Raw genomic sequence first — 14,899 nt, 5'->3', positions numbered from 1 at the left:
TCTCACCCCAGCGGAAGCGCGCGCTCGACGATCCGGGCCAGCAGCGAGGCCCCGACCGGCGCGATGCGATCGTTGAAATCATAGGCCGGGTGGTGGCACATCGGCGTGTCGCCCTGCCCGACCAGCAGGTAGGCCCCCGGCCGCGCCTCGAGCATGTAGGCGAAATCCTCCGCCCCCATGCTGGCGGGCGTGTCGGTCTCCACCGCCTCCTCCCCGACGATCTCGCGCGCGACGTCCGCGGCGAAGGCGGCCTCGCGGGCATGGTTCACGGTTGCGGGATACCAGCGCTGGTAGTCGATCTCCGGCGTCACGCCATAGGCCGCGGCGGTCCCCGTGACGACCTCGCGCACCCGCCGCTCCGCCCAGTCGCGCAGCGCGGGGTCGAAACTGCGCACCGTCCCGGCGAGCGCCGCCGTCTCGGGCACCACGTTCGTCGCCGTGCCGGCCTGCAGCCGGGTCACCGCGACGACGAGTTCGGCGCTCGGGTCGGCCTCCGTCGCGGCGAGGCTGCGCAGCGCCTGCGCGATCGCGGTGAGCGGCGGAATCGGGTCCACCGTCTCGTGGGGCCGTGCGGCGTGCCCGCCCTTGCCCTTCAGCGTCACCACGTAGTCGTCCACCGCCGCCATGATCGGCCCCGCACGGGTGGCGACATGGCCCTCGGGCAGGCCCGGGCGGTTGTGCAGCGCGTAGACCTCGCGCACGTCGAACCGGTCGAGCACGCCGTCTTCGACCATCACGCCGCCGCCGCCGCCATCCTCCTCGGCGGGCTGGAAGATCAGCACGGCGCGTCCTGCGAAGTTGCGCGTCTCGGCGAGGTAGCGCGCCGCGCCGAGCAGCATCGAGGTGTGCCCGTCATGGCCGCAGGCGTGCATCCGCCCCGGCGTCTCCGACGCCCAGGCCGCACCGCTCGTCTCGTCCATGGGCAGCGCGTCCATGTCCGCGCGCAGGCCCACGCCGGGCCCCTCGGCGCGGCCCCGGATCACCGCCACGACGCCGGTTTCCGCGATGCCCTCGTGCAGCTCGTCCACGCCGATCCCGCGCAGCGTCGCTGCCACGAAACCGGCGGTGTCGTGGCAGTCGAATCCTATCTCGGGCCGGGCGTGCAGGTAGCGCCGCCAGGCCGTCATGTCCTCGGCCAGGCCGGCGATGCGGTTGATCACGGGCATGCGCTGGACTCCCCACCTCTCTCGGGTCAGGGTCCACTCAACCTCAAACCGGACAGAGCCGCAATGCCCCACGACCCGAACGACGCGCTCATCCACGATCCCCGGGGCGGCGTGCCGCGCCTCAAGGCGATCATGGCCCGCCTCCGCGACCCGGAGCGGGGCTGCCCGTGGGACGTGGAGCAGGATTTCGCCTCCATCGCGCCCTACACGATCGAGGAGGCCTACGAGGTCGCCGACGCCATCGAGCGCGGCGCCTGGGACGAGCTGGAGGGCGAGCTCGGTGACCTTCTGCTTCAGGTGATCTTTCACGCGCAAATGGCGGACGAAAAAGGGCTTTTCGATTTCGACTCCGTGGCCGACCGGATCTCGGAGAAGATGGTCGCGCGCCACCCCCACGTCTTCGGGGACGAGAGCCGCGACAAGTCCGCCGAGCAGCAGACCCGCGACTGGGAGGCGATCAAGGCCGCCGAGCGCGCGGCGAAGAACGCCCATGGCGTGCTCGACGACGTGGCGGTGGGGCTGCCCGCGCTCCTGCGCGCGGTGAAGCTCCAGAAGCGCGCGGCGCGGGTGGGCTTCGACTGGCCGGAAACGGGCCAGGTCCTCGACAAGATCGCCGAGGAGGCGCGCGAACTCGTGGAGGCGCGCGACACCCTCGGACCCGACGAGATCGAGGCGGAGATGGGCGATCTGCTCTTCGTGATGGCGAATCTCGCCCGCCACCTCGAGGTGGACCCGGAGGCGGCGCTCCGCCGCGCCAACGCCAAGTTCACGCGCCGCTTCCGCGCCATCGAGGCGGCGCTGGCCGCCCAAGGCCGACGCCCGGAGGACTCCACTCTCGACGAGATGGACGCGCTCTGGGACCGGGCCAAGGCCCTCGAACGGCGCTGAGCCGCCCATCGGCCGCGAGGCCCGTTGCGGGCCGGCCGCGGCTCTGACACTAAGGCCGCGTCAGCGACACGAAGGTCCGCGTCATGCCGCCCCGCCGCATCATCATCGACACCGATCCGGGCCAGGACGACGCCGTGGCGATCCTGCTCGCGCTGGCGAGCCCGGAAGAGATCGAGGTGCTGGGGATCACGGCGGTGGCGGGAAACGTGCCGCTGCCGCTCACCGCGCGGAACGCGCGCGTCGTCTGCGAGCTTGCCGGGCGGCGGGACATTCCGGTCTTCGCGGGCTGCGAGCGCCCGCTCGAGCGCCCGCTCGTCACCGCCGAGCACGTGCACGGCAGGACGGGGCTCGACGGGCCGGTGCTGCCGGAGCCCACCATGCCGCTGCAGGACGCCCATGCAGTCGATTTCATCGTCGAGACGCTGCGCGCGGAGGCCCCGGGCGCCGTCACGCTCTGCCCTCTCGGACCGCTCACCAACATCGCCACCGCGTTCCGGCAGGCCCCCGACATCGTGGACCGGGTGGCCGGGATCATTCTCATGGGCGGGGCCTATTTCGAGGTGGGCAACATCACGCCGGCGGCCGAGTTCAACATCTACGTCGACCCCGAAGCCGCTGATATCGTGTTTCGATCCGGCGCTCCGCTCACGGTGATGCCGCTCGACGTCACGCATAAGGCGCTCGTGACCCGGCCGCGGAACGAGGCCTTCCGCGCCATCGGCACGCCGGTCGGGCGCGCCGTGGCCGAGATGACCGACTTCTTCGAGCGCTTCGACAAGGAGAAATACGGCTCCGAGGGCGCGCCGCTGCACGATCCCTGCGTCACCGCCTACCTGATCCGGCCCGATCTCTTCTCCGGGCGGTTCGTCAACGTGGAGGTCGAGACCGTCTCGGAGCTGACCATGGGCATGACGGTGGCCGACTGGTGGGGCGTCACCGACCGCGCGCCCAACGCGACCTTCATGGGCGCGCTGGACGCCCCGGGCTTCTTCGCTCTCCTGACCGAACGGCTGGCGCGGCTGTGAACGGCGCGGCGCTTCATCTCGCCCGGCCCGAAGATCTCGAGCGGGTGCTGCCGCTGGTCGCGGCGATGCACGCCGAGTTGGGCATCACGCAGACCGACGAGGCGCGCCGCGCCGCGCTCGCCCCGCTGCTCGAGGGCTCGCCCCATGGCGCCGTCTACCTCATCGGGCCGCAGCGCGCGCCCATCGGCTATCTCGTCGTGACCTTCGGATGGTCCGTGGCGTTCGGCGGCCTGGACGGGTCCGTGGACGAGATCTTCATCCGTCCCGGCGTGCGCGGGCGCGGCATCGCCTCGGAGGTGCTGGGCGCGATCTGCCGCGCGCTGAAGGCCGCCGGCCTCAAGGCGATCCACATCGAGGTGGACCGGCAGGACGAGGCCGCGCGCCGCCTCTATGGTCGGTGCCGTTTCGAGGCGCGCGAGCCGAGCATGCGCATGACACGGCGGCTCTGACGCAAGGCGGTTTCGAAACCGCCTCGGGCACACACCCGCACGTCTCGCAGGACCGGGCGTACGACGCGCCCTTTTACGGCGGGCGGCGGAACTGCCCTGCCCGCGCCGTCCTCACGGCCTGGCGCGAAGCGGTTTCGAAACCGCTTCGCCCGCCTAGAGGCTGCCGACCACGATCACCATCAGCACCGAGTAGAGCATGATGCCCCCGCCGATCAGCCACAGCGCATGATTGCGCGCAAAGCTCGCCTTGGTGAGTTCCCGCGCCTGGTAGATGAGGTCGGGCCACGTGTAGGAGACGAAATCCCCCTGGGTGAACACCGCCACCACGCGGCCCTCGTCGTCGACGACGGGCAGGCGCCGGAACCGTTCGTTCGACATGATCCGAAGCCAGTCGACCACGTCGTCGGTGGCCCGCGCGACACGCGGCTCGCGGGTCATCACCTCGGCGAGCGTCGTGGCCTGCGCGTCCCGGCGCTCGTTGACGACACGGCGCATGACGTCGCGTTCGGTCACCACGCCGGTCAGCTTGCCGTCCTCGCCGATGACCATGACAGAGCCGAAATTCCGGTCGCACATGGCCGCCACGGCCTCCGCCACGCTTGCGCTTTCGGGAAAGGTGAGCGGCCGCGATTTCGAGGCGAACTCGGGCCTGTCTTGCAATTGCATCCGCGCATGGGTCGTCGCGCTCATGGAGTTCTCCTTTGCGTCCATCTCTTGGCACCCGAGTCTAGGGCACGGGCGCGCAGGACCAAACAGGCGCGTCGGGGGCGGGCCGGGCTGGCGCACGGGCCGGCGCGAGCCTAGGTTCGGGGCATGACGCTTTCGATCCCCTTCGACAACAGCTACGCCCGGCTGCCCGCCCAGTTCCACGCGCGCCTCGCGCCCGAGCCGGTGCGCGCGCCCCATCTTCTGGCCTTCAACCGCCCGCTGGCCCAGGAGCTCGGCATCGCCTGGGACGACGCCGAGGAGCTTGCCCGCGTGTTCGGCGGCAACGCCGTGCCCGAAGGCGCCGACCCGCTCGCCCAGCTTTACGCGGGCCACCAGTTCGGCCAGTACAACCCGCAGCTGGGCGACGGGCGCGCGATCCTGCTGGGCGAGGTGGTGGACCGCGCCGGGCGGCGGCGCGACATCCAGCTCAAGGGGTCGGGGCGCACGCCCTATTCGCGCATGGGTGACGGGCGCGCCTGGTTCGGCCCGGTGCTGCGCGAATACGTCGTCTCCGAGGCGATGCACGCGCTCGGCATCCCCACGACACGGGCGCTTGCCGCCGTCTCCACCGGAGAGCCCGTCGTCCGCGAGCGGGTGCTGCCCGGCGCCGTGCTCACCCGCGTCGCCGCGAGCCACATCCGCGTCGGCACGTTCCAGGTCTTCGCCGCCCGGCGGGATATCGCGTCGCTCCGCCGCCTCTTCGACTACACCGTGGCGCGCCACTACCCCGAGGCCGCGGACCCCCAGGCGCTTCTCGACGCGGTGATCGCCGCCCAGGCGCGGCTCGTCGCGCAATGGATGTCGGCGGGGTTCATCCACGGCGTGATGAACACCGACAACTGCGCGCTCTCGGGCGAGACGATCGATTACGGTCCCTGCGCCTTCGTGGACGACTACCACCCCGACACGGTGTTCTCCTCCATCGACCGGATGGGGCGCTACGCCTACGCCAACCAGCCGCGGATCATCGTGTGGAACATGGCGCAGCTCGCCACAGCGCTCGTGCCGCTCATGCCCGACGAGGAGGCCGCGATCGAGGGCTTCACGCGCTCGGTCCACGCCATGCCCGCGCGGATCGAGGCGGAATGGCTCGCCCGCTTCCGCCCCAAGATCGGGCTCTCGACCGAGGCCGAGGGGGATCTGGACCTCGTCTCGGGGCTTCTCGACCTCATGGCGCGGGACGGGGCGGACTTCACCAACACGTTCCGGGCCCTCGCGACGGGCGACGCGCGCGACCAGTTCACCGACCGAGCGGAGTTCGACGCATGGGCCGCGCGCTGGCGGGCGCGCCTCGAGGCGGAGGAGGAGGATCCCGCGGCGGTGATGCGGGCCGCGAACCCGGCCGTGATCCCCCGCAACCACCGCATCGAGGAGATGATCGATGCGGCCCTCGGCGGCGACATGGCGCCCTTCGAGGCCCTGATGCAGGCGCTCTCGCGGCCCTACGAGGCACCGGAGGATCCGGCCCTCACCCGCCCGCCCGCGGCCTCGGAACGGGTGCAGGCGACGTTTTGCGGAACCTGACGGGCGACAGCCGCACCGCGCCCGACAGGGCCTCCCCGCAGCCGCCCGCCGCAAGCCGAATGAGGGGCGGCGGGGCCGCGTCGCCCCGGCCCTAACCCGCCACGGGCCTGCGGGGCCGGTTCACGAGCCAGAGCCCCGCCGCCACCAGCGCGAGGGCGGCCAAGATCGAGGGCCCCACGGGCTCGGACATGAGCGCCCAGCCGAGCAGCACCGAGAAGACCGGCGCGAGAAAGCTGAAGGACGCCACCCCCGAGGCGGGATAGACCGAGATCAGCCAGAACCAGAACAGGAAGCCCGCGCTGGCGATGGCGAGGATCTGGAAGGCGAGGCCCGCCAGGTGCTCCGGCCCCGGATCGCGCAGGAGCGGCCCGAAGAGCGGCGCCAGGGCGAGGAGAAGCGGTGCCGAGACCGCGAGCTGCCAGAAGAGCTGCATCTCCGGGCGCTGGCGCGAGAGCGCCGAGAGCCGCACGGTGAGCGCGATGCCCGCCCAGCCGAGCGCGCCCGCGAGCGCGAGCAGGTCGCCGGCGAGCGAGGCCCGGCCCCCACCCCGGTCGGCCAGCGCGAGCGCGACGCCCGCGAGCGCGAGAGCGAGCCCCGCGAGCCGGCGCCCGTCCAGCCGCTCCCCCGGCAGGAGGACATGCGCGGCGAGCGCGAGCCAGACCGGCATGCTGTAGAAGACGATGCCCGCGCGCGAGACGGTGGTGAGATCGAGGGCGAGGAAGAGCGCGGTGAACTCGGCCGCGAAGAGCGCGCCCACCAGCACGCCGCCCGCCCAGCTCTCGCGCGGCAGCGAGAGCGGGATGCCCCGAAGCCGCATCCAGAAAAGCAGCACCAGCACCGCGCCCACCGATCGCAGCCCCGCCGCGAAGACCGGCTGAAAGCCGTCGTTCGTGAGCTTGATGATCACCTGGTTGACGGCGAGGAGCAGGGAAAACCCCACCAGCATCGCGGCCCCGGCCGCGTCGATCCCCGCCTTGCGCTCCATGCGCGCCAAAGGACCCGGCCCGCAGGGCGGCGTCAAGCCGACGCGCCCGAGGGGGGCACGGCGGGCTTCTGACCGCGGCCGGGCGGAAGGGCTTTATTCCACGCGCCCACCGGCTTAAATGCTTGGCACCCGGAGTCCGAGGCGGAGGCGCCGATGCCCCATTCCATCATCGACCGATGCGAAGCCCAGGGGCTACGGATGACCGGCCAGCGCCGCATCATCGCCGCCGTGCTCGAGGAGGCCGAGGATCACCCCGATGTCGAGGAGCTCTACGCCCGGGCGGCGGACCGCGACGGCGCGATCTCGCTTGCCACGGTTTACCGCACCGTGAAGCTCTTCGAGGAGGCGGGCATCCTCGAGAAGGTCGATTTCGGCGACGGGCGCGCCCGCTACGAGGACGCCGAGCGCGCGCATCACGACCACCTCATCGACATGCACTCGGGCGAGGTGATCGAGTTCGTGGACCCCGAGATCGAGGCCTTGCAGGAAAAGATCGCCGAGCGGCTGGGCTACCGGCTCAAGGGCCACAAGCTCGAACTCTACGGCGTGCCGCTCGGCCGCGGGCGGCGCAAGGGCTGAGCCCCGGTTCCGCCGGGACTTCCCCTTGCGCGCGAAAAGGCGTAGCGCCCGCGCGGGAGGTGGCCCATGACGGAGAACCTGCGCGGCATCGCGCTCATGGTGGCGGCGATGGCCGCCTTCGCGGTCGAGGACATGCTCATCAAGAAGATGGGCGCGGCGCTGCCGCCCGGGCAAATCCTCGTCTTTCTGGGCCTGGGCGGTTCGGCGGGATTCGCGCTCATGGCCGCCTACCGGCGCGAGCGGGTGATCTCGCCCGCCTTCCTGTCGCGCACCGTGATGCTTCGGAACCTCGGCGAAATCCTCGGCACGGTGGGCTTCGTCACCGCCATCGTGCTCACGCCCCTCTCCTCGGCCTCGGCGATTCTCCAGGCCATGCCGCTCGCGGTGACGCTGGGCGCGGCGCTCTTCCTCGGCGAGCCGGTGGGCTGGCGGCGCTGGAGCGCGATCGGCGTGGGCTTTCTCGGCGTGCTGCTCATCATCCGGCCCGGCCTTCAGGGGTTCGAGCCCGCCTCGCTCTTCGCGGTGCTCGGCGTGGCGGGGCTCGCGCTCCGCGACCTCGCCACCCGCGCGGTGCCGCGGGACGTCTCCACGCTGGTGCTCTCGGCCTGGGGATTCGCCATGCTCGTGCCCACGGGCGCGGCGCTCCTGGCCCTTTCGGGCGGGGCCACGGTGCCGCAGGCGGCGGCGATGGGGCAGATGTTGCTCGCCATCGGGTTCGGGATCGCTGGCTATTACGCGATCACGCAGGCCATGCGCTCGGGCGACATCGCGGTCGTCACGCCCTTTCGCTACAGCCGCCTTCTCTTCGCGCTGGTGATCGGCATCTGGGTCTTCGGCGAGCGGCCCGACGCGATGACCTTTGCCGGCGCCGCGCTGGTGATCGGCTCGGGGCTCTACACGCTCCTGCGCGAGGCGCGGCTCGGCCGGCGGCGCGGCGCGCTCACCGCCGCGCCCGAGGCGGTGGGCCGCCAGCCCCGCCCGCCGCGCTGACGCGGGGCGGCGATGTTTGCGCAACCGGTCCCTGTTCGCGCCGCAGCGAAGGGTGCTAAAGGCGGACGCGACGCAGCCACGAGGGACGGCCCATGACCACGATCATCGACATCCACGCGCGCGAAATCCTCGACAGCCGCGGCAACCCCACCGTGGAGGTGGACGTGACGCTGGAGGACGGCACGCTGGGCCGCGCCGCGGTGCCTTCGGGCGCGTCCACCGGCGCGCACGAGGCGGTGGAGCGGCGCGACGGCGACAAGGGCCGCTATCTCGGCAAGGGCGTGCGCGAGGCCGTGGCCGCGGTGAACGGCGAGATCGCCGACGCGCTGGTGGGCAGCGACGCCACCGAGCAGGTCGAGATCGACACGGCGATGGTCGAACTCGACGGCACGCCGAACAAGGGCCGGCTTGGCGCCAACGCGATTCTCGGCGTCTCCCTCGCCACGGCGAAGGCCGCCGCGGATGCCAGCGCCCTGCCGCTCTACCGCTACGTGGGCGGCACGCAGGCCCGTATCCTGCCGGTGCCGATGATGAACATCGTCAACGGCGGCGAGCACGCCGACAACCCGATCGACGTGCAGGAGTTCATGATCATGCCCGTGGCCGCGCCCAGCCTGTCGGAGGCGGTGCGCTGGGGCGCGGAGGTGTTCCACACGCTGAAGAAGGAGCTTGCTGCGGCGGGGCTTTCGACCTCGGTGGGCGACGAGGGCGGCTTCGCGCCCGACCTCGCCTCCACCCGCGCGGCGCTCGACGTCATCCTGAAATCCATCGAGACCGCCGGCTACCGGCCCAGCGAGGACATCTTCCTCGCGCTCGACTGCGCCGCCACCGAATACTTCAAGGACGGGCGGTATATCCTTTCGGGTGAGGGAAAAACCCTGACGGCGGAAGAGAACGTCACCTGGCTTTCCGGGCTTTGCGACGACTATCCGATCATCTCCATCGAGGATGGCTGCGCCGAGGACGACTGGGAGGGCTGGTCCGCGCTCACCGAGGCGCTCGGCGATCGCGTGCAGCTCGTGGGGGACGATCTCTTCGTCACCAATCCCGAGCGGCTGGCCATGGGCATCGCGCGCGGCGCGGGCAACGCGATGCTCGTCAAGGTGAACCAGATCGGCACCCTGACGGAGACCCTGCGCGCGGTGGAGATGGCGCACCGCGCGGGCATGCGCAACGTGATGTCCCACCGCTCGGGCGAGACCGAGGACACCACCATCGCCGATCTCGCCGTGGCCACGAATTGCGGGCAGATCAAGACGGGCAGCCTCGCGCGCTCCGACCGGCTGGCGAAATACAACCAGCTGATCCGGATCGAGGAGGGGCTGGGCGCGGCCGCGGAATATGCCGGGCGCTCCGTCCTGCGGTGACGACGGCCCGCGGCAATCGGTCGCAGGCAATATCGCCTTGCCATGGGGAATTTCTGCTAGCTTGACGTAGGGTCAGGTTTATCCGCCCCAGTTCATCACAAGGCGATCCCATGCTCTCGCGCCTGAGGCTTCTGGTTCTTCTCGTCGCTGCAACGGGGGGCGCCTGTTCGGGTGCGCCCGACAGCTACGCCCTGTCGCGTCAGGCGCCCGACCCCGATGATCCGGTCCACACCCTCGAGGCACGGCGCCTCTCGCCGCCGGGCTAGAGGCCCTTGACGCGCCCGGATCGCGAGCCCCGTCTCCTCACCAGGACTTGATCCCGGTCAAGTCGCCGAAACGGCGTCCGGGTCAAAGTCCCCGAGCGCCCCCGAAGGCGCCCCGGATACCGAAACGGAGGAGATCGACACCATGTATCGTGTGCCTGCCCTGTTCGTCGCACTTGCCCTGTTGGCAGCCTGCGAAGGGCCACAGACCAATTATCCAATGTCCGGCGAGGAATGCGCGCCCGAAGATCCGGTGCGTACGCTCGATTCGCGGGAGTGCACGCCCCCCGCGTGACAAGGGCGGCGCTAGAGCACCCCGCGATAGACGGAGCGCGTGGCCTCCTGCCCGTCGAGCGCCGCGATCAGCGCGGCGCCGTCTTTCGTGGGCGCGCCGGCCGCGTCGAGCCATCCGCGGCGGTGAGCGATGTCCTTCGGGTCGTTCGCCGCCGCGCCGCAATGCCGGGCGAAGGCGAGAATTCTTCCCTTGAGCGCGTGGTCGTCCATGTCCGGTCTCCCTTGCTTGAGGCGGGACCTAGCGTGCGATCGCCGGCTGTCAGCCCATGCCCGCGCAGGCGGCGACACCGGGCGGGACACGGGGCGGCACCGGCGCGTCCGGGGCGCGCCCGAAAACGGCGGGCAAGGGGCGGGCGGGCTTGCCGCGCGAGGCCGGGCACGGCAAGAGTTGCGCCCATGGACCTGCGCTATCACGCCCCGCTCAGCCCGGAAGAGCAGACGGCCCACGGCCTGCCCGAGCCCTGGCCGCTGGCCATGGCCGACCGTGTCCGGTTCTGCGAGATCGACATGCTGCGCCACGTCAACAACGCCGCCTACATGGCGTGGTTCGAGACGATCCGGATCCGCTATTTCCAGGACTGGGGCCTCTCGCAGTACCGGGCGGAGGATCCGCGCATCGTGATCCGCCGCGCAGAGATCGACTATTTCGCCGAGATGGTGATGGACGAAAGCTATATCGTCACCGCGCGTTGCGGCAGCTTCCGGCGGACGAGCTTCACGCTCCTGAACGAGATCTGGGCGGGCGGGACGAAGCGCGCGGGCTTTTCCTGCGTGATCGTCACGCTGGAGCCCGACGGCTCGGCCAAGCGCGCATTGCCGCAAGCGCTTATCACCCGCTTCCGCGAGGTGGACGGCGCGCAGCCGGCGGGCTGAGCGCGGACGGCCCGGCGCGCGAGGCGTGGGCCACTCAGCCCCGCCCCTGCCCCGTGAGGTAGTCCACGAGCTGGCGGGTGGAGCCGTCCTTGCTCTCCGCGCTCTCTCGCGCCTCGAGCACGGGCCCGAGCGCCGTGGCAAGCTCCTTGCCGAGTTCCACGCCCCACTGGTCGAAGGAGTTGATGCCGAGGATCACGCCCTCGGCGAAGACGCGATGCTCGTAGAGCGCGAGGATGCGCCCCAGCATCTCCGGGGTGAGCTTCGGGTAGGCCAGCGTCACCGAGGGTCGGTCGCCCGGAAAGACCCGGTGGCGCGCCTGCCGTTCGAGCTCGTCCCCCTCGAAGCGGTCGGCGAGCCGCGCGCGCGCCTCCGCCAGCGTTCGGCCGCGCATCAGCGCCTCGGACTGGGCGAGGCAGTTGGCCACGAGCAGCCGGTGGTGATGCGCAAGCGCCGGCTCGTGCCCCTCGGCCGCCAGCAGGAACTCGCAGGGCACGACCTCGGTGCCCTGGTGGACGGACTGCATGAAGGCGTGCTGCCCGTTGGTGCCGGGCTCGCCCCAGATCACCGGGCCCGCGGGGCGCGCGAGGTCCGATCCGTCCATCGCCACCCGCTTGCCGTTCGATTCCATCTCGAGCTGCTGGAGATAGGCGGGCAGCCGGGCCAGACGCTCGTCGTAGGGCAGCACGGCGCGGGTCGCGTGCCCGCAGACCTGCGCGTGCCAGATGCCGGTGAGCGCCAGCAGAAGCGGCATGTTCGCCTCGGGCCCGGCCTCGAGGAAATGCCGGTCCATCCAGCGCGCGCCGGCGAGGAACTCCCGGAACCGCGCGGGGCCGATGGCGATCATCAGGCTGAGCCCGATCGGCCCCCAGACGGAATAACGCCCGCCCACCCAGTCGGCGAAGGGGAAGACGCGCGCCTCGGGGATGCCGAAGGCGGCCGTGCGCGCCATCGCGGTGGAGAGCGCCGCGACCTGCGCCGCCGGATCGGCGACCGCTTCGGCCATCCAGGCGCGCGCCGTCTCGGCGTTGGTCATGGTCTCGACGGTGGTGAAGGTCTTGGAGGCCACGATGACGAGCGTGCGCGCCGGGTCGAGCGGGGCGAGCGTGTCGGCGATGTCCGCCCCGTCCACGTTGGAGACGAAATGGCAGCGCGGCCCGTCATGGTAGGGCGCCAGCGCGCGCACCGCCATCGCCGGGCCGAGATCTGAGCCGCCGATGCCGATGTTCACGACATCCGCCACCGCCCCGCCCGCGGCCTCGAACCGGCCCGTGCGCACGTCCTCCGCGAAGCGTTCCATGCGCGAAAGAACCGACCGGATGCCGGGGCGCACATCCGCCCCGTCCACGATCAGCGGCGGGCCGTCGGGATCGCGGAGCGCGGTGTGGAGCGCGGAGCGCCCCTCGGTCGCGTTCACGGGCGCGCCCGCCATCATCGCCCGGGCGCGCGCCGCCACGCCCGCCCCGGCGGCGAGGTCGAGAAGCGCCGCCCGCGCCTCGGCGTCGATCGCCGTCTTGGAGTAGTCGAAAAGCATCCCCCCCGCCCGGGCCGAGAAGCGCGCGGCGCGGTCGGGATCGGCCGCGAAGAGATCGAGGATGCGCCGCCCCGCGGCCTCCGCCCGGAGCGCCTGCAGCCTGTCCCAGGCGCCCTGCGACGCGCCCGGTGCGCCGCTCACGGCGCCCAGTGGACGGTCATTCCGTCCATCACCGCCGCCACGGGCGCCTCGCGCGGGTCGCGCTTCACCGAGGCGTCAAGCATCGCGCGCTTCTCCTCCCCGGTGATGACGAGGTGCTTCGCGAGCGCCCCCGCCAGCACCGGCACCGTCATGGTGAGCCGCGGCTCGGGCACGCCCGGCGCGCTGATCGCGGCGAGAAGCGGCGCGTCGTCGGCGAGCGCATCCTCGAGCCCCTCGGCGCCCGGGAAGAGCGAGGCCACGTGCCCGTCCGTCCCCATGCCGAGCAGAAGCACGTCCACCGGCAGGCGCGGCGCGATCTCCTCGGTCAGCTTGGCGATCGCCTCCTCCGGCGTGGCGTCCGCCGTCACCATCGGCACCAGCCGCGCCGCCGCCGCGCGCTCCACCAGCAGCCGGTCGCGCACGAGGCGGGTGTTGGAGCGGGGGTCGTCCTCGGGCACCCAGCGCTCGTCGGTCAGAATGAGGTCCACCGCCGCCCAGTCGAGGTCGGCCGCGCAGAGATCGTCGAAGACCGGGCCCGGCGTGGTGCCCCCCGGCACCGCGAAGAGCACCCGGTCGCTGCGGTGAAGCGCGGTGTTGAGGTCCCCGGCGAGCTTCTGGGCGAGGTTCATCGCCATCATCTCGCGATCGGCGTATTCCACAAGTTTCATGGGTCTATCTCCCGCCAGCGCCGCCCGTCGCGGTGCATGAGCATGAGCGAATCCTCGGGGCCCGAGGATCCGATGTCGTAGGGCGCGGGCGCCTTGCCCCGTTCCTGCCACCCGGCGATCACCGGGTCGGTCCAGGCCCAGGCGGCCTCGACCTCGTCGTCGCGCATGAAGAGCGTCTGGTTGCCCCGGATCACGTCCATGATGAGCCGTTCGTAGGCGTCGGGGATCTCTTCGGCGTCCGGGCCCAGCGTCTCGGCGAAGGTCATGTCGAGCGGCACGTCGAGAAGCCGCATGCCCCCCGGCCCCGGCTCCTTGATGGTGACGTCGAGGGTCATGCCCTCGTTGGGCTGGAGCTGGATCGCGAGCACGTTGGAATGCCGCCCCGCCTCGGTCCCGAAGATCGAATGCGGCGCGTCCTTGAAGACGATCGCGATCTCGGAAGAGCGCGCCCGCAGCCGCTTGCCCGTGCGCAGGTAGAAGGGCGTGCCCGCCCAGCGCCAGTTCGACACGTTGGCCTTGAGCGCGACGAAGCTCTCGGTGCGGCTTTGCGGCTGCCCCACATCCTCGCGATAGCCCGCCACCGCGCCGTCGCCCCGATACTGCCCGCGCACGATGTTGCCCGGCTCCACCGGATCGAGCGCGCGGATCACCTTGAGCTTCTCGTCGCGCACCGCGTGCGCCTCGAACCGCGCGGGCGGCTCCATCGCGATGAGGCAGAGAAGCTGCATGATGTGGTTCTGCACCATGTCGCGCATGGCGCCCGCGCGGTCGTAGTACTCCGCCCGCCCCGCCACGCCCACGGTCTCGGCCACGGTGATCTGGATGTGGTCGACGTATTGCGCGTTCCAAAGCGGCTCGAACAGCGTGTTGCCGAAGCGCACCGCCATCAGGTTCTGCACCGTCTCCTTCCCGAGATAGTGATCGATCCGGTAGACCTGATCCTCGTGGAAATGCTCGGCCAGCGCCGCGTTCAGCGCCCGTGCCGAGGCGAGGTCGTGGCCGAAGGGCTTTTCCACCACGACCCGCGTGCCGGCCGCGGCAAGCCCGTGCCGTTCCACCCGCTTCGCGAGAGGCGCGAAGAGATGCGGATCGACCGAGAAGTAGAAGGCACGCAGCACGTCGGGCCGGCAGGTCGCGGCCAGCGCGTCCCATCCCGTCTCGCCCTCGGCGTCCAGCACGACGTAGTCGAGCCGCGCCAGGAAGGCGTCGCGTTCCGGGCCCTCGCCCAGCGCGCTCGCCACCTCGGCGCGCCAGCCGCCGGTGTCCATCTCGGTGCGCGCGGCGCCGATCACCCGCGCCTCCGGCGGGATCTGGCCGGCGCGGAACCGGCGGTAGAGCGCGGGCAGGATCTTGCGCATCGCAAGATCGCCGGTCGCGCCGACGATCACGAGGTCGAACGGATCGACGGGTATGACGCGCGAGACCATGGCCGGGCCCTCCGGGACGGA

Annotated in this window: 16 protein-coding genes; 9 read left to right on the top strand and 7 right to left on the bottom strand. The window is 71.5% G+C overall.

Annotation, left to right across the window (positions count from 1 at the left end):
- Positions 1-2: 2 nt before the first annotated feature.
- Entirely contained in the window at positions 3-1,166 is a 1,164-nt protein-coding gene (locus AB6A66_RS04280) for a M20 aminoacylase family protein (RefSeq protein WP_371054908.1), read from the bottom strand.
- Between the two features lie 63 nt (positions 1,167-1,229).
- On the opposite strand from AB6A66_RS04280, the gene mazG reads away from it, so the two are divergent.
- From mazG to AB6A66_RS04265, 3 genes are all read left to right on the top strand, one after another.
- A complete protein-coding gene (gene mazG / locus AB6A66_RS04275) occupies positions 1,230-2,054 on the top strand; it encodes a nucleoside triphosphate pyrophosphohydrolase (RefSeq protein WP_371054907.1) in 825 nt (274 codons plus the stop codon).
- 83 nt (positions 2,055-2,137) lie between these two features.
- On the top strand, positions 2,138-3,079 hold the full coding sequence (locus AB6A66_RS04270; protein WP_371054906.1) for a nucleoside hydrolase: 942 nt from the start codon (positions 2,138-2,140) through the stop codon (positions 3,077-3,079).
- Complete coding sequence (locus AB6A66_RS04265) at positions 3,076-3,528, top strand: N-acetyltransferase family protein (protein WP_371054905.1); 453 nt, start codon at positions 3,076-3,078, stop codon at positions 3,526-3,528. Before AB6A66_RS04270 ends, AB6A66_RS04265 begins: the two co-directional genes overlap by 4 nt.
- 153 nt (positions 3,529-3,681) lie before the next feature.
- Here the strand turns inward: AB6A66_RS04265 and AB6A66_RS04260 are convergent, their stop codons facing one another.
- Positions 3,682-4,218 carry a CBS domain-containing protein gene (locus AB6A66_RS04260; RefSeq protein ID WP_371054904.1) on the bottom strand — a complete coding sequence of 179 codons (537 nt, stop codon included), beginning with the start codon at positions 4,216-4,218 and terminating at the stop codon, positions 3,682-3,684.
- 123 nt (positions 4,219-4,341) lie between these two features.
- Here AB6A66_RS04260 and AB6A66_RS04255 point away from each other — a divergent pair, with 123 nt between their 5' ends.
- Entirely contained in the window at positions 4,342-5,760 is a 1,419-nt protein-coding gene (locus tag AB6A66_RS04255) for a YdiU family protein (RefSeq protein ID WP_371054903.1), read from the top strand.
- 91 nt (positions 5,761-5,851) lie between these two features.
- Here the strand turns inward: AB6A66_RS04255 and AB6A66_RS04250 are convergent, their stop codons facing one another.
- On the bottom strand, positions 5,852-6,745 hold the full coding sequence (locus AB6A66_RS04250; protein ID WP_371054902.1) for a DMT family transporter: 894 nt from the start codon (positions 6,743-6,745) through the stop codon (positions 5,852-5,854).
- Between the two features lie 153 nt (positions 6,746-6,898).
- On the opposite strand from AB6A66_RS04250, the gene AB6A66_RS04245 reads away from it, so the two are divergent.
- From AB6A66_RS04245 to AB6A66_RS04230, 4 genes are all read left to right on the top strand, one after another.
- On the top strand, positions 6,899-7,324 hold the full coding sequence (locus AB6A66_RS04245; RefSeq protein ID WP_371036447.1) for a Fur family transcriptional regulator: 426 nt from the start codon (positions 6,899-6,901) through the stop codon (positions 7,322-7,324).
- 66 nt (positions 7,325-7,390) lie between these two features.
- Positions 7,391-8,314 (top strand): DMT family transporter, encoded by a 924-nt coding sequence (locus AB6A66_RS04240; RefSeq protein WP_371036448.1) that lies wholly within the window; start codon positions 7,391-7,393, stop codon positions 8,312-8,314.
- Between the two features lie 92 nt (positions 8,315-8,406).
- A complete protein-coding gene (eno, locus tag AB6A66_RS04235) occupies positions 8,407-9,681 on the top strand; it encodes a phosphopyruvate hydratase (protein WP_371054901.1) in 1,275 nt (424 codons plus the stop codon).
- 110 nt (positions 9,682-9,791) lie between these two features.
- Positions 9,792-9,947, top strand: coding sequence for a hypothetical protein (locus tag AB6A66_RS04230; protein ID WP_371036450.1), 156 nt, complete (start codon positions 9,792-9,794; stop codon positions 9,945-9,947).
- Positions 9,948-10,250: 303 nt separating this feature from the next.
- Here the strand turns inward: AB6A66_RS04230 and AB6A66_RS04225 are convergent, their stop codons facing one another.
- Complete coding sequence (locus tag AB6A66_RS04225) at positions 10,251-10,448, bottom strand: hypothetical protein (RefSeq protein WP_371036451.1); 198 nt, start codon at positions 10,446-10,448, stop codon at positions 10,251-10,253.
- A gap of 186 nt (positions 10,449-10,634) precedes the next feature.
- Between AB6A66_RS04225 and AB6A66_RS04220 the strand changes: the two genes are divergently transcribed.
- Positions 10,635-11,111, top strand: coding sequence for an acyl-CoA thioesterase (locus tag AB6A66_RS04220; RefSeq protein ID WP_371054900.1), 477 nt, complete (start codon positions 10,635-10,637; stop codon positions 11,109-11,111).
- Positions 11,112-11,145: 34 nt separating this feature from the next.
- Here the strand turns inward: AB6A66_RS04220 and pgi are convergent, their stop codons facing one another.
- Genes pgi through zwf form a run of 3 tightly spaced genes read right to left on the bottom strand, consistent with a single transcriptional unit; the run spans position 11,146 to position 14,878 of the window.
- Complete coding sequence (pgi, locus tag AB6A66_RS04215; protein ID WP_371054899.1) at positions 11,146-12,783, bottom strand: glucose-6-phosphate isomerase; 1,638 nt, start codon at positions 12,781-12,783, stop codon at positions 11,146-11,148.
- The gene (gene pgl / locus AB6A66_RS04210) at positions 12,780-13,451 is read right to left on the bottom strand and encodes a 6-phosphogluconolactonase (protein WP_371054898.1); all 672 of its coding nucleotides are present in this window, start codon (positions 13,449-13,451) and stop codon (positions 12,780-12,782) included. The genes pgi and pgl overlap by 4 nt, the downstream gene beginning before the upstream one ends.
- On the bottom strand, positions 13,448-14,878 hold the full coding sequence (gene zwf / locus AB6A66_RS04205) for a glucose-6-phosphate dehydrogenase (RefSeq protein WP_371054897.1): 1,431 nt from the start codon (positions 14,876-14,878) through the stop codon (positions 13,448-13,450). The genes pgl and zwf overlap by 4 nt, the downstream gene beginning before the upstream one ends.
- Positions 14,879-14,899 lie beyond the last annotated feature (21 nt).

This window comes from Rhodosalinus sp. K401, from assembly GCF_041365735.1.
Taxonomy (GTDB): Bacteria; Pseudomonadota; Alphaproteobacteria; order Rhodobacterales; family Rhodobacteraceae; genus Rhodosalinus.
This window is presented reverse-complemented; position numbering and strand designations above follow the sequence as displayed.

Excerpts from the sequence above, each read along its gene's own strand:
- AB6A66_RS04280 (WP_371054908.1), bottom strand. The coding sequence starts at position 1,166 with ATGCCCGTGATCAACCGCATCGCCGGCCTGGCCGAGGACATGACGGCC.
- mazG (WP_371054907.1), top strand. The coding sequence starts at position 1,230 with ATGCCCCACGACCCGAACGACGCGCTCATCCACGATCCCCGGGGCGGC.
- AB6A66_RS04270 (WP_371054906.1), top strand. The coding sequence starts at position 2,138 with ATGCCGCCCCGCCGCATCATCATCGACACCGATCCGGGCCAGGACGAC.
- AB6A66_RS04260 (WP_371054904.1), bottom strand. The coding sequence starts at position 4,218 with ATGAGCGCGACGACCCATGCGCGGATGCAATTGCAAGACAGGCCCGAG.
- AB6A66_RS04255 (WP_371054903.1), top strand. The coding sequence starts at position 4,342 with ATGACGCTTTCGATCCCCTTCGACAACAGCTACGCCCGGCTGCCCGCC.
- AB6A66_RS04250 (WP_371054902.1), bottom strand. The coding sequence starts at position 6,745 with ATGGAGCGCAAGGCGGGGATCGACGCGGCCGGGGCCGCGATGCTGGTG.
- AB6A66_RS04245 (WP_371036447.1), top strand. The coding sequence starts at position 6,899 with ATGCCCCATTCCATCATCGACCGATGCGAAGCCCAGGGGCTACGGATG.
- AB6A66_RS04240 (WP_371036448.1), top strand. The coding sequence starts at position 7,391 with ATGACGGAGAACCTGCGCGGCATCGCGCTCATGGTGGCGGCGATGGCC.
- eno (WP_371054901.1), top strand. The coding sequence starts at position 8,407 with ATGACCACGATCATCGACATCCACGCGCGCGAAATCCTCGACAGCCGC.
- AB6A66_RS04230 (WP_371036450.1), top strand. The coding sequence starts at position 9,792 with ATGCTCTCGCGCCTGAGGCTTCTGGTTCTTCTCGTCGCTGCAACGGGG.
- AB6A66_RS04225 (WP_371036451.1), bottom strand. The coding sequence starts at position 10,448 with ATGGACGACCACGCGCTCAAGGGAAGAATTCTCGCCTTCGCCCGGCAT.
- AB6A66_RS04220 (WP_371054900.1), top strand. The coding sequence starts at position 10,635 with ATGGACCTGCGCTATCACGCCCCGCTCAGCCCGGAAGAGCAGACGGCC.
- pgl (WP_371054898.1), bottom strand. The coding sequence starts at position 13,451 with ATGAAACTTGTGGAATACGCCGATCGCGAGATGATGGCGATGAACCTC.
- zwf (WP_371054897.1), bottom strand. The coding sequence starts at position 14,878 with ATGGTCTCGCGCGTCATACCCGTCGATCCGTTCGACCTCGTGATCGTC.